Genomic DNA, 13,769 nt, shown 5'->3' with positions numbered 1-13,769 from the left:
ACTGGCGGGCTGGTGTCCCTCAGCCCAAAAGCTGCCGCCAGAGGTGCAGGACCGCCTCCACGTGGGCGGCCACCTCGCCCGCTTCGACGCGGGCGTAGGTTTCGCCCGCCATGCGCAGGTTGTGCTGCAGGCGACGAAAGGTGCGGTAGGCCTCCTGCACCCGCGCCGCTTCACCGGCATCGATGAGACCGGCAGCGGCGGCGCGCCCCAAAAGGGCGAGGTTGCCCACGTTCTCGGCGAGTTCCGGATGCTGGTGGGCATGGGCCAGCACAAGAAACTGCACCATGAACTCCACATCGATGAGGCCACCGCGATCGTGTTTGAGGTCGAAGAGATTGGAGCGGTTGGGATGCGCATCGAGCATCTTTTGCCGCATGGCCACCACGTCGGCACGCAGGGCCTCGATGTTCCGCGGCCGGCAGAGGATGTCGTGACGGATGGTGGCAAAGGCCTCGCCCACCTGCGGGTCGCCTGCCACCCAGCGGGCACGGGTGAGGGCCTGGTGTTCCCAGGTCCAGGCGCTTTCCTCCTGGTATTGGCGGAAGGCGGGAATGGAGCTCACCAGAAGCCCCGAGGCCCCCTCCGGCCGCAGTCTGAGGTCGGTCTCGTAGAGCACCCCGGCGGCGGTGTAGGTGGTGAGCCACGTGTTGATGCGGGCCGCCAGCCGGCTGTAGACCTCCTGGGCTTCCTCGGCCGAATCGTCGTAGAGGAAGATGATGTCCAGGTCCGAGGCATAGCCCATTTCCCGCCCGCCCAGCTTGCCGTAGCCGATGATGGCGAAACAGGGCTCGGGCCGGTGCCGGCGGGGCAGGGCAAGCCAGGCAAGACGCAGCACTTCGCCAAGCAGCAGATCGGCGAGTGCAGTGAGCTCGTCGGCGAGTGCCTCGATGGAGAGCATGCCTTCCAGGTCGCGGGCGAGGATCCGGAAGGTGCAGGTGTGCTTGAAATGGCGCAGCACGTCCATCTGCCGCTCCGGGTCCACGCCCTCGCCCAGCTGCGCGCGCAGCTCCTTCGCCAGCGCTTGCCAGTCCGGCGGGGCAAGCAAGGTTTGCACATCCAGCAGCTCATCGAGCAACAGCGGATGGCGGGTGAGGTATTCCGCCGCCCAGGGGCTGCGGCTCAACAGTCGCGCCACATGGTTGAGGCTTTGCGGATATTCCGTGAGCAGGGCGAGGTAGCTGGAGCGCCGGGCGATGGTTTCCAGCAGGTTGATGAGGCGGGTGAGGGTGACGTCGCGATTGGGGAAGGCCGCGGCGGCACGCACCAGGAGCGGCAGCAGGCGGTCGAAGCGTTCCCGGCTTCTTTCCGGCAGACTCTGGTAACGGCTGCCCGCTTTCAGCCGGACAAGCCTCTCCCAGGTCTCCTCCGGGTTGGGAAAGCCCAGGCGCGCAAGCTCCGCGATGGCCTCCTCCTTGCCCCCGGCCAGGCCGCCGGCGGCTTCCCCTTCCCTTTCCGGTGCCCCGGCGAAGACGTCCTGAAAGGCGGCCTGCACCCGCGCCCGGTGGCCGTCGAGCTCCTGTCGCAAGGCGGCCCAGTCGGCCACCCCCATGGCGGCGGCGATACGCACTCGATCCTCGTCATTCTCGGGCAGCCGCTGGGTCTGGGCATCGTCCAGGTATTGCAGCCGGTGCTCCAGTCGGCGCAGATAGGCATAGGCGGCTTCAAGCGCCGTCACGGTTTCCTCTGGCAGCAGCCGCCGGCTGCGCAAAAGGGCGAGGGCGGCGCGGGTGGGCCTCACCTGGAGCAGGGGATCCTGGCCGCCGCGGATGAGCTGGAAGACCTGGGCGATGAATTCGATTTCCCGGATGCCGCCGGGCCCCAGCTTGATGTCGTCCGAAAGCTCCCGTCGGGCCACTTCGCGGCGGATCTGTGCGTGCAGCTTTCGCATGGCGGCGATGGCATCGTAGTCGAGGTACTTGCGATAGACGAAGGGACGGGCAAGCGCCATCAGGCCCTCGCCGTCGCCGCTCAACGGCTGCGCCTTGATCCAGGCGTAGCGTTCCCACTCCCGGCCGTGGGCGAGGAAGTACTCCTCCAGGGCGGCGAAACTGGTCACCAGGGGTCCCGACTCGCCCCACGGGCGCAACCGCGTGTCCACCCGGAAAACGAAGCCGTCCGCCGTCAGTTCCGAGAGGGTCTGGCTCAGTTTCTGCCCCAGCCGGGTGAAATATTCGTGGTTGGAGACCACCCGCGGCCCCCGGGTCTGCCCGTCCTCCGGATAGACGTAGATCAGATCCACGTCGGAGGAGACATTGAGCTCGCTGCCTCCCAGCTTGCCCATGGCCACCACCACCAGTTCCTGGCGGGCGCCGGATTCCTCTCCCACCGGCTCGCCGTAAACGGTGGCAAGCCAGCCGTCGAGCCGGCGCAGGGCCTCAAGGATGGCGATTTCCGCCAGGGCGGTCACGGTCTCCATGACTTCCTCGAGGCTTGCCAGTCCCAGGGAATCGCGGGCAATGAGCCGCGCATACACCCGCTTGCGCAGGCGACGCAGGTTGCGTTTGAGTGCTTCCTCGTCGGCGGCTTCTCCGAGGTTTGCCTCCATTTCCGCCCGCGTCCAGGGGCGGCCAAGGGCCTGTGCGGTGTCGGCGGCGAGGGCGGGCTCGGCGGCAAACAGTCGCGCAAGATAGCGGGAGAGCCGCAGGGCGGGTTCGAGGGCGGGGTCCACGGCAGTGTTCCGGTCGAGGGTTTGGTAAGATAGGCCCCCAATCGTACCGCATCATCAACCAACAAGACCCGGAGGAGGCCATGGCCACCATCGAATCCGTTCTCAACGAAACCCGTGTCTTTCCCCCCAGCGAGGCTTTCGCCAGACAGGCCAACGTGTCGGGCATGGAGGCCTACCGGGCGCTCTGTCGGGAGGCGGAAGAGGATTACCAAGGCTTCTGGGCGAAGCGGGCGCGGCAGCTCATCGATTGGCACAAGCCCTTCACCCAGGTGCTCGACGAAAGCAACGCCCCCTTCTACCGGTGGTTTTACGATGGCGAGCTCAATGTCTCCTACAACTGCCTGGACCGGCATCTCGCCAGCAAGGGCGACAAGACCGCCATCATTTTCGAATCCGATGACGGTCAGGTGCGCCGCCTGACCTACCGGGAGCTCCACGCCCAGGTGTGCCGCTTCGCCAATGGGCTCAAGTCTCTGGGCGTGCGCCAGGGTGACCGGGTGGTGATCTACATGCCCATGGGGCCGGAGGCGGTGATCGCCATGCAGGCCTGTGCCCGCATCGGCGCCATCCATTCCGTGGTCTTCGGCGGCTTCTCCGCCAAAAGCCTGCACGAGCGGGTGATCGACGCCGGGGCCAAGGTGATCGTCACCGCCGATGAGGGCCTGCGCGGCGGCAAGGCGGTGCGGCTCAAGGATGCGGTGGACGAGGCTCTCGCCCTGGGCGGTTGCGATACGGTGGAAAAGGTCGTCGTCTTCCGCCGCACCGGCAATGCCATTGCCTGGACCGCAGGCCGCGATTTATGGTGGCATGAGCTCGCCGACGGGCAGGCTTCAAGCTGCGATCCGGTGTGGGTGAATGCGGAACATCCCCTCTTCATCCTCTACACCTCCGGCTCCACCGGCAAACCCAAGGGGGTGCAGCATTCCACCGGCGGCTATCTTTTGGGGGCGATCCTGTCCATGCTCTGGGTGTTCGACTACAAGGACAGCGACCTCTACTGGTGCACCGCCGACGTGGGCTGGATCACCGGTCACACCTACGTGGCCTATGGCCCGCTGGCGCTGGGGGCCACCATCCTCGTCTTCGAGGGCGTGCCCACCTATCCCCATCCCGGCCGCTTCTGGGAGCTCATCCAGAAGCACAAAGTGACTACCTTCTACACGGCGCCGACGGCGATCCGTTCCCTCATCAAGCTGGGGGCCGAACTGCCCCGCCAATACGATCTTTCCAGCCTGCGCCTTTTGGGCACGGTGGGCGAGCCCATCAATCCGGAAGCCTGGATGTGGTACTACGAAGTGGTGGGGGCATCCCGCTGTCCCATCGTGGATACCTGGTGGCAGACGGAGACGGGTTCCCACATGATCGCGCCCCTGCCGGGGGCGATTCCCACCAAGCCGGGCTCCTGCACCCTGCCACTACCCGGCATTGCCGCCGACGTGGTGGACGAGCACGGCCAGCCGGTGCCCCAGGGGCAGGGAGGCTTCCTCGTCATCAAGCGGCCCTTCCCTTCCCAACTGCGGACGCTGTGGAACGATCCCGCCCGCTTCAAGACCGCCTATTTCCCCGAGGACATCGCCGGTGGCCGCTATTACCTCGCCGGGGATTCCGCCCACCGGGACCAGGACGGCTATTTCTGGATCATGGGCCGCATCGACGACGTGCTCAACGTTTCCGGCCATCGTCTGGGGACCATGGAGGTCGAATCGGCGCTGGTGGCCAATCCCCTGGTGGCGGAGGCTGCCGTGGTGGGCAAACCCCACGAGATCAAGGGCGAGGCCATCGTCGCCTTCGTCGTCCTGAAAGGGCCGCGCCCGGAGGGCGAGGCGGCGAAGAAAATCGTCGCCGAACTCAAGGAATGGGTGGCGAAGGAAATCGGTCCCATCGCCAGACCGGACGAAATCCGCTTTGGTGACAACCTGCCCAAGACCCGTTCCGGCAAGATCATGCGGCGGCTGTTGCGGGCCATCGCCAAGGGCGAGGAGATCACCCAGGACACCTCCACCCTGGAAAACCCGGCCATCCTGGATCAATTGCGGCAGGTGGTGTCCTGATCGCCATCGTGGGGCGTGAGCGGGGGCGAGGCCGCGCGCCCCGTGCTCCGTGGCGGACCGCCCCCGCGGCTGGACGTTTGTTCCCATGAAGACCCTGTCCCTCAGGGTCGCCGGCTGGGTCTGGCAGACCCTGGCGGCGACGGTCCTGCTCGTGCTCATTCTGGGCGCGGCGGCGGTGCTCACCCTGCGCCACGTGGTGCTGCCGGACATCCAGCGCTATCGCGGGGAAATCGCCACCGCCCTTTCCCGCGCCGTGGGCCAGCCCCTGACCCTCGCCGCGGTGCAGGCCGACTGGAAGGGCCTCTGGCCCCGGCTCACCCTGCAGGGCATCGTTCTCTTCGATGCCCAGGGGCAGCCGGCGCTGACCCTGGAAGAGGTGGATACCCTGCTTTCCTGGCAGTCGGTGCTGGTGGGGGAGCTGCGCCTCAAGCGCCTCATCATCGACCGCCCGCGGCTTGCCATCCGTCGTGAGGCGGATGGCCTCATCTACATCTCGGGCATTCCCGTCAACCGCCCCGGCGCCCGGGCGGGGCTTGCCGACTGGATACTGAGACAGGGGGAAATCCGCATCCAGCATGCCCGCCTCGAGTGGGAGGATCGGCTGCGCGGCGCGCCGCCCTTGGTCCTGGAAAACGTCGGCCTGCGCCTTGACAACGATCCGCTGCTGCGTCGCCATCGCTTCGGCATCGTCGCCGAGGCGCCCCGCGATCTTGCCGGCCCCATCGACCTGCGGGGCGATCTGCGGGGGCGCACCTTCGACGATCCTGCCGGCTGGCGCGGCACCCTCTATGCCCGTCTGCCGGCGACGGATTTGTCCGCTTGGGCGGCGTGGGTGGATTTCCCCTACGCCGTGCGGCGTGGCGTGGGCGATGTGCAGGTCTGGCTCGACATCGGCCAGGGGCGGGTGAAAGGTATCACCGCCGATGTGGCCCTCAAGGGTGTGGCGGCGCGCCTCAAGCGGGACCTGCCGGAGTTGGATCTCGACCTCCTCCAGGGGCGGGTGGCCTGGCAGGCGCTCCCCCGGGGCTATCAGGTGGAATTGCGCCGCATCACCGCCGTGGGGCCCGATCTCAATCTGCCGGCGGGCAATCTGCTTTTCCGCTATGAGGAGGCGGGAGGCGGCGCGCCGGAAAAAGGCCGCCTCAAGGCCGAGGAAATCGCCCTGGCGCCCCTCGTGGAGCTGGCGCTGCGGCTCCCCCTCACCGCCTCCCAGCGCTCGGCCCTGGCGGAGACTTCGCCGCGAGGGGTGATTCGCCAGCTCAGCCTGGAATGGGAGGGGCCCATTGCCTCGCCCCGCCGTTATGCCGCCCAGGCCCGCTTCGCCGACCTGGGCGTCAACGCCTGGCGGAAGTTGCCGGGTTTCACCCGCTTGACGGGCAGCGTGGACCTCGACGAGAAGGGCGGCAACCTCCTCATCAGCGGCCAACACAGCGCCTTCGACCTGCCGCAGGTGATGCGCAATCCCGTGGGCTTCGACACCCTGGAGGTGGCGGCGAGCTGGCGGGTGCGGGAGGGCCGCGTGGATCTCACCCTCTCCCGGGCGGTCTTCGCCAACAGCGATGCCGCGGGAAGCCTCAGTGGCCGTTACGAATCGGTGCCCGGCGGCCCTGGCTGGGTGGACCTCACCGGAGGCCTCACCCGGGCCAATGCCCGCGCCGTGCATCTCTATCTGCCGCGGGTGGTGGGGGAGGCCACTCATGACTGGCTGCGGGATGCGCTCCTGGCCGGGCGGCTGACGGATGTCCGGCTGCGCCTCAAGGGGGACCTCGCCCATTTCCCCTTCCCCGACGACCGCGAGGGTCTCTTTCAGGTCACCGGCCGGGCGGAGGACGTGCGCCTCGCCTATGCCGAGGGGTGGCCGGTAGGGGAGAACCTCCGTGGCAACGTGCAGTTCCGCGGCGCCCGCTTCATGGCAGGGATCCAGGGGGTGCTCGCCCAGGTGCGTATCCCCCGTCTTGAGGTCACCATCGACGACCTCACCGCGCCGGAGGAAATCCTGCGGCTTGCGGGCGAGGCCCAGGGCAACGCGGCGGATGTGCTGCGTTTCATCAATGGGAGTCCCGTTTCCGTGTGGATGGATCACACCCTTGACGCGGCCGTGGCGGAAGGGCCGGTGCGCCTGGCCTTGCGTCTCAACCTGCCTTTGCGGGGCGGTGGCCCGGCCAAGCTTTCCGGCAACCTGCAATTTGCCAACAACACCCTGCGGCTTTCCCCCCATCTGCCCGTCTTCCGTCAAGTCAATGGCCGCCTGGATTTCACGGAAAAGAGTGTTACGAGCCCCCGTATCCAACTGGAAACCCTGGGGGGACCCGCCACCCTCGCCTTCAATACGGGGCCAGAGGGCACCCTGCGGGTCACCGCCAGCGGACGGGCGACGGTGGAAGGGGCGCGCGACTGGCTGCCCCCGCCGTTGCGGGACAGGCTCAAGGGGGGGACGGGTTGGAGTCTGAATCTGGCCCTTGCCAAGGGGCTTGCCAATTTCAACGTGGCCTCCGATCTGGTGGGGCTGGAATCCACGCTGCCCGCGCCCCTCAACAAGGCGCCGGGCGAGGCACGGCCTTTGCGCCTGGAACGGCGGGCGCTTGATGCGCGGGAGGATTTGCTGCGCATTGACCTCGGCCAGGTCCTATCCGCGCAGCTGGCGCGGCGCCTGGAGGAAGAGGGGATGACGATCCGCAAAGGGCGGGTGCGTCTGGGGGGCGGGGCGGCGGCCACACCGGTGCACGACGGCGTGTGGGTGGAGGGCGAGCTGCCGGCACTGGACGTGGACCTCTGGCGGGCCGTCCTCGACGGGGGTGGCGGGATTGCCCTGCCCCTTGCCGGGGTGAACCTGCGGGTGGCGGCGCTCGACGTGCTGAGTCGCCGTTTCCACCGGGTGCACCTCAACGCGTGGAGTCAGGGTGTGCAATGGCAGGCGACGGTGACGGCCGATGAGCTGGAGGGGGAGGGCGCCTGGCGTAGCCACGACGGTGGCCGCTTGACCGCCCGCCTGAAGCGCCTGGTGGTGCCCGACCCCCTGCCGCAACCGGCGGTCCCGCCGGCGGGGGGACGGGATGTGGAGCTGCCCGGCCTGGACGTTATCGCCGATGAACTCACGATCGCCCAGCTCAAGCTGGGGCGGCTGGAACTTCTGGCAGCCAAGAAGGACCAGGACTGGCGCATCGAAAAGCTGCGGCTTGCCAACCCCGAAGCGCAGCTTTCCGCGACCGGCCTGTGGCAGAGCTGGCTCAAGGAGCCCGCCACCCGGCTGCGCATGGAGCTCGACGTCAGCGACGTGGGGCGTTTCCTCGCCCGCCTGGGGCATCCGGACCGCATACGGCGGGGCAATGCCCGGCTCAAGGGGGAAATCGCCTGGCGGGGTGGGCCCGCCGCCTTCAACCTGGGCACCCTCTCCGGCAACCTGGCGCTGGAAGCCCACAGCGGCCAGTTTTTGCGAATCGATCCCGGCCTGGGCAAGCTGTTGGGGCTTTTGAGCCTGCAATCCCTGCCGCGGCGCCTCACCCTGGATTTTCGCGATGTGTTCAGCGAAGGGTTCGCCTTTGATAACATTGCGGCCACCACCACCATCGCCAACGGCGTGCTGAGCACCACCGATTTCATCATGCAGGGGCCCGCCGCCGTGGTCACCATCAGTGGCACCACGGATCTCGTCCGGGAGACGCAGAACCTGCGCATCCGCGTGGTCCCCGCCCTAGGCGAAGGCGTGGCGGTGGCGGGTGCATTCCTGGGCGGCCCCGTGGTGGGGGTCACCGCCTTCCTGCTGCAGAAGCTTCTCAAAGACCCCGTCGGCCAGATGATCGCTTATGAATACCAGGTCACCGGCACCTGGGCGGATCCCCAGGTCACCAAGGTGGGCCAAGGTCCGGCCGGCGCCCCCACCCGGGAAGGCGCCGAGGGGACGCGTCCATGAAGGCTTGGGGTGCCCTCGCCCGTAGAGGCGGGTGGCCTTCCCCTGCGTGGCTTCGGGGGGAGGCCAGGACGGGGTGGGGCCGGTGGCCGGCTTTTTTTCTGCCACGGCGGGGTGCGGCTTTTTTCCTGGCCGTTTTTTTGCCGGGGATTTTCCTTCCTGCCTTTGCCGAGAGCTTCACCCTGCCTGCGGCCTTCTGGCTCAGCCCGCGCAGCGGCGCGGCGGTGCTGGCGGAGCCTGCCATTGCCGAGCCGGTGCGCCTGTGGCTCAATCGTCCCGGCGCCCGCCTCATCCTGCACCATGCGGCGGAGGACGAGGCCCAAGCGCAGGCCGAAGAGCTGCGCGGCTGGCTGATTGCCCTGGGGATTGACGCCTCCCGTCTGGAACTTGCCCCCGACGGCCCCACCGGCCGGCTGCTGCGCATCGAAGTCACCCCTGCCGCCCCCGTGAAAGCCAAACCATGACAGCCACCAGAACCACGAGCTCCGGTTTCGCCAAGCGCAAGACCCGCACCACCTTTGCCAAGAGCAAGCCTCAGCCGGGCATTTTCAAGATTGCCGCCATCCAGATGGCTTCCGGCCCCAGTGTCACCGCCAACCTGGCGGAGGCGGAGCGGCTCATCGAGATGGCGGTGGAACAGGGCGCGCGGCTGGTGGCACTGCCGGAATACTTCGCCATCATGGGCCTCAAGGACACGGACAAGGTGGAGGTGCGGGAGACCCCCGGCAAGGGGCCGATCCAGAAATTCCTCTCCAGCCAGGCGAAGAAGCACAGGATCTGGCTCATCGGTGGTTCGGTGCCCCTGGAGGCGCGGGCGAAAACCAAGGTGCGCAACAGTTGTCTCGTCTATGACGACAAGGGGCGGCTCGCGGCCCGCTACGACAAAATCCACCTTTTCAATCTGGACCTCGGCAACGAACACTACCACGAGGAGCAGACCATCGAGCCGGGCCGGGAAGTGGTGACGGTGGACACCCCCTTTGGCCGGCTGGGGCTGTCCATCTGCTACGACCTGCGTTTTCCCGAGCTCTACCGGGCGATGGGGGAGGTGGATATCATCGTCGTGCCCTCCGCTTTCACCGAAACCACGGGCAAGGCCCACTGGGAGACATTGATCCGCGCCCGGGCCATCGAAAATCTCGCCTACGTGCTGGCGCCGGCCCAGGGCGGCTATCATCTTTCCGGGCGCGAAACCCATGGCCACAGCATGATCGTCGATCCCTGGGGCGTGATCCTCGACCGGCTGCCCCGGGGTTCGGGGGTTGTGATCGCCGGCGTCAACCCCAGTTACCAGAAAAGCCTGCGCAATAGCTTGCCGGCGCTCAAACACCGCACCCTGCACAAATGTTGAGGAAGCCATGACCTTGGCCCAGGAAGTGATCCCCCATGAAACCCTCCTTCGCACCGCCGAGGCGAGCCTGCTTGCCCCCTATGGCATCGAACGGGGACAGCTTGCCGCGGTGCTGGACCAAATCCTTCTGCGCGGCGTCGACTTTGCCGATCTCTATTTCCAGTACAGTCGCAGCGAGGGCTGGCAGCTCGAGGAAGGCAAGGTCAAGACCGGCAGCTTCAGCATCGACCAGGGCGTGGGCGTGCGCGCCGTGCATGGGGAAAAGACGGCTTTCGCCTACAGCGACGACATCAGCCTGACCGCCCTTAAGTCGGCGGCGGCCGCCACTCGTGCCCTGGCCCGGGCCGGGGCCGCGGCGCGCGTGGAGGCGCTCGTACCCGGTGCCCCATCGCCGCGACCCACCCTCTATGCCCCCCACGATCCCCTGTTGAGCCTTGCCGATGCCGACAAGGTGGCCCTGCTGGAGAAGGCCGAGCGGATGGCGAAAGCGGCGGATCCCCGCATCACCCAGGTGATCGCCACCCTGGCCGGTGAATACGAGGTGGTACTCATCGCCCGTTCCGACGGCCAGCTTGCCGCCGACGTGCGGCCGTTGGTGAGGTTTTCGCTGCAGGTCATCGCCGAGGCCCACGGTCGCCGGGAGCAGGGCAGCGCGGGTGGCGGCGGGCGTTTCGACTACGGCTATTTCACCGACGAAGTGCTAGCGGGCTATGTGCGGGAGGCGGTGCACCAGGCCCTCACGAATTTGGAGGCGCGACCGGCGCCCGCCGGCACCATGACGGTGGTGCTGGGTCCGGGGTGGCCCGGCATCCTGCTGCATGAAGCCATTGGTCATGGCCTGGAGGGGGATTTCAACCGCAAGGGCAGCTCCGCCTTCGCCGGCCGCATCGGCACCCGGGTGGCGGCACCGGGGGTCACCGTCGTGGACGATGGCACGCTAGCCCGGCGGCGCGGCTCCCTCAACGTGGACGACGAGGGCAACCCCACCCAATGCACCGTGCTCATCGAAGACGGCATCCTCCGGGGCTACATGCAGGACACCCTGAATGCCCGCCTGATGGGCATGCCGGTCACCGGCAACGGCCGGCGGGAATCCTTCGCCCACATTCCCATGCCCCGCATGACTAATACCTACATGCTGGCCGGTGACAAGGACCCGGAGGAAATCATCCGCTCCGTCAAGCGGGGCCTCTATGCGGTGAATTTCGGCGGTGGCCAAGTGGATATCACCAGCGGCAAATTCGTCTTCTCCGCGGCCGAAGCCTACATGATCGAGGACGGCCGCATCACCACGCCCGTCAAGGGCGCCACCCTCATCGGCAACGGGCCGGATGTGCTCACCCGCGTTTCCATGGTGGGCAACGACCTCAGGCTGGATCCCGGCGTGGGGACCTGCGGCAAGGAAGGCCAGAGCGTCCCGGTGGGGGTCGGCCAGCCCACCCTGCGCATCGATGGTCTCACCGTCGGCGGCACAGCAAGCTGACGCTCATGGCGCCGCGTCGCCCATAATGAGGGGACGGCGATCCGCCAGGAAGCCTGCCCTTGCCTCTTCCCCGGTCGAGAGAGGGGGCAGCGAACGCTTCGGGTTCTTCCGGTGAAAGGCGCCCTCCCTTGGTGCAGACCCGCCCCTTTTCCGGGCGAAAAGTGCCCTTGATGTGCCCTTGGCGGCGGGCAAAAAGGGGCGACTCACAGTGGCATGGCCCTTGCAAAACGGTTCCCCATGCGCGGTAATGTTGCCGTCATGAGGCCGTGCTATAGTCCGTACTTTGCTACGCAGTTGAATGGAGGTGTCCCCATGGCGCAATCCCCCGGCAAGGCCAAACTCACCGCGAAGCCCGCGGCTTCCCCAACCTCCCCCGCCTCCGGCAAGGCTTCCTCCACCCCCAAGACCCGCGCCAAGCCCAAGGCAGCCCAGGGGGCTGACAAACCCGCCGCCAAGCCGCAAGCCAAGGGCAAGGCGCCCGCCAGGAAGGCCGCCGCCCCGGAGGACAAACCCAAGGCCGTGCGCCGGCCCGCCAAGGCAAAAGAAGCAGCGGCCAGCCAAAAGCCTGCCGCCCCCGTGGTCACTCCCGAGCAGCGTTACCGCATGATCTGTGATGCCGCCTATTTCCGCGCCGAGCGGCGCGGTTTCGTCGGCGGCAGCGCCCTCGAGGACTGGCTGGCGGCGGAAGCGGAAATCGACGCCCTCCTGCGGGAGATGCAGGCACGCGAAGCGGGGCAATAAGGCCTTGATTCCCCTAGGGTGGGCAGCGGCGGGGGCCGTCCCCTGCCCGGCCGCGATGGCTTGGGCGATCAGCCGGGGGACGCCTTTCCTGCGGGGCAAAGTCCCCTTCGCGCGCAGGCCGCAATGCCGGCTCCCAGGGGCTGACGCAACCCTGTAGCCGAAGCGGCGGGCTTAAGCCGGCTTGGATTCAGAACTTGAATTCAGAAGCTTAAAGTCTGACCAGGGGTCATGACCGCGAGTCGCGCTTTGGCGCCCTGACGTTTGAGGGCCGCGGCGAACTGTTCGGGGCTGCCGGCGAGCACCGGGAAGGTGCCGAAGTGCATGGGGATCACCATCTTCGGCGCCACCAGGCGCACCGCATGGGCGGCGCGTTCCGGATCCATGGTGAAATGGCCGCCGATGCAGGCGAGCATGACATCCACCTTGCCGAAGCGGCTGATGAGGGCCATGTCGGAGAAGACGTCGGTGTCCCCCGTGTGATAGAAGCTCGGCCCGTTGCGCACGCTGATGAGGAAGCCGCCGGGATGCCCGCCGTCGTGGATGTCCTTGTCGGCACTGCCTTCCGGCGCCATCACCGTGGAACTGTGGACGGCGGGGATGAAGGTGATTTTCACCTCGCCATCCAGCAGGGTGAGGGTGCCGCCGAAATTGCCCTGGGTGTCGAAACCCATCTGATCCTTGGGAAAGCCGCCGTACTGCACCAGCGCCCGTCCCAGGTCGAAGGTGGAGACCAGGCGCGCGCCCGTCTTTTTGGCGATCTCCACGCTGTTACCCACATGGTCGAAGTGGCCGTGGGTGATGAGGATGAGATCGGCCTTTTCCATCCGGGCCAGGTCCTCCTTGCCGTTCTTGTTGGCCGGATTGGTGAGCCAGGGATCGATGAGGATCACCTTGCCGCCAGGTGTCTTCAGGCGGAAGGCGGCATGGCCGTACCAGGTGAGCTCCGTGGAACCGGCGGCAAGGCCCGCCTGGGCGAGGCAAAGCAGGGCCAAGGCAAGGGTGACACGCAACAGTCGGTGCATGATGCCTCCATTGGGTCAGTGATCGTGGGGTGAAGGGCGGTTTCGCTCGTAGATCACGAAATGATACTCGAAGTCCTCCCCGTTCTGTTTGTGGTGACGCTCGCGGGAAATCTCCCGCCACTCGCGGGGATCGAAAACGGGGAAGTAGGCATCGCCGGGAAAATCCCGCTTGATCTCGGTCAGATAGAGACGGTCGGCGATGGGCAGCACCTGGGCATAGACCTCCGCGCCACCGGCGAAAAAGATTTCGCTATCGCCATGACAGGCGGCCAGGGCGGCATCGATGGAATTGACGGCGATGCAGCCCGGCGCCGCATAGTCCACCTTGCGTGTGACAATGACAGTGGTGCGGCCGGGCAGCACCCTGCCGATGGAGGCAAAGGTCTTGCGCCCCATGACGATGTGATGGCCCATGGTGAGCGCCTTGAAATGCTGCAGATCCTCCGGCAGGTGCCAGGGCAGACGGTTGCCCTGACCGATCACCCGGTTGGCGGCCATGGCGGCGATGATGGAGATGCGCGGCTTCTGCGGGGTCATGGCTTTCCT

The 13,769-nt window shown here is 67.1% G+C and carries 9 protein-coding genes; 6 read left to right on the top strand and 3 right to left on the bottom strand.

What is annotated here, in order from left to right:
• Nucleotides 1-19: 19 nt before the first annotated feature.
• Nucleotides 20-2,668 carry a bifunctional [glutamate--ammonia ligase]-adenylyl-L-tyrosine phosphorylase/[glutamate--ammonia-ligase] adenylyltransferase gene (gene glnE / locus K6T56_03865; protein MCL6555482.1) on the bottom strand — a complete coding sequence of 883 codons (2,649 nt, stop codon included), beginning with the start codon at nt 2,666-2,668 and terminating at the stop codon, nt 20-22.
• Between the two features lie 80 nt (nt 2,669-2,748).
• On the opposite strand from glnE, the gene acs reads away from it, so the two are divergent.
• The 6 genes from acs to K6T56_03835 all read left to right on the top strand — a co-directional run bounded on the left by acs (nt 2,749) and on the right by K6T56_03835 (nt 12,201).
• Nucleotides 2,749-4,719 carry an acetate--CoA ligase gene (gene acs, locus K6T56_03860; GenBank protein MCL6555481.1) on the top strand — a complete coding sequence of 657 codons (1,971 nt, stop codon included), beginning with the start codon at nt 2,749-2,751 and terminating at the stop codon, nt 4,717-4,719.
• Nucleotides 4,720-4,804: 85 nt separating this feature from the next.
• Nucleotides 4,805-8,629, top strand: coding sequence for a TIGR02099 family protein (locus tag K6T56_03855; protein MCL6555480.1), 3,825 nt, complete (start codon nt 4,805-4,807; stop codon nt 8,627-8,629).
• Between the two features lie 137 nt (nt 8,630-8,766).
• Nucleotides 8,767-9,090: a hypothetical protein gene (locus K6T56_03850; GenBank protein ID MCL6555479.1), complete on the top strand. Its 324-nt coding sequence runs from the start codon at nt 8,767-8,769 to the stop codon at nt 9,088-9,090.
• Nucleotides 9,087-9,977: a carbon-nitrogen hydrolase family protein gene (locus K6T56_03845; GenBank protein ID MCL6555478.1), complete on the top strand. Its 891-nt coding sequence runs from the start codon at nt 9,087-9,089 to the stop codon at nt 9,975-9,977. The genes K6T56_03850 and K6T56_03845 overlap by 4 nt, the downstream gene beginning before the upstream one ends.
• 7 nt (nt 9,978-9,984) lie before the next feature.
• Nucleotides 9,985-11,460 (top strand): metalloprotease TldD, encoded by a 1,476-nt coding sequence (gene tldD, locus K6T56_03840; protein ID MCL6555477.1) that lies wholly within the window; start codon nt 9,985-9,987, stop codon nt 11,458-11,460.
• A gap of 312 nt (nt 11,461-11,772) precedes the next feature.
• The gene (locus K6T56_03835) at nt 11,773-12,201 is read left to right on the top strand and encodes a DUF2934 domain-containing protein (protein ID MCL6555476.1); all 429 of its coding nucleotides are present in this window, start codon (nt 11,773-11,775) and stop codon (nt 12,199-12,201) included.
• 200 nt (nt 12,202-12,401) lie between these two features.
• Here the strand turns inward: K6T56_03835 and K6T56_03830 are convergent, their stop codons facing one another.
• Both K6T56_03830 and K6T56_03825 read right to left on the bottom strand, forming a co-directional pair.
• Nucleotides 12,402-13,223, bottom strand: coding sequence for a metal-dependent hydrolase (locus tag K6T56_03830; GenBank protein MCL6555475.1), 822 nt, complete (start codon nt 13,221-13,223; stop codon nt 12,402-12,404).
• Between the two features lie 15 nt (nt 13,224-13,238).
• Entirely contained in the window at nt 13,239-13,760 is a 522-nt protein-coding gene (locus K6T56_03825; GenBank protein MCL6555474.1) for a dihydrofolate reductase, read from the bottom strand.
• Between the last annotated feature and the right edge of the window lie 9 nt (nt 13,761-13,769).

Source organism: Burkholderiales bacterium (genome assembly GCA_023511995.1).
Lineage (GTDB): Bacteria > Pseudomonadota > Gammaproteobacteria > Burkholderiales > Thiobacteraceae > Thiobacter.
This window is presented reverse-complemented; position numbering and strand designations above follow the sequence as displayed.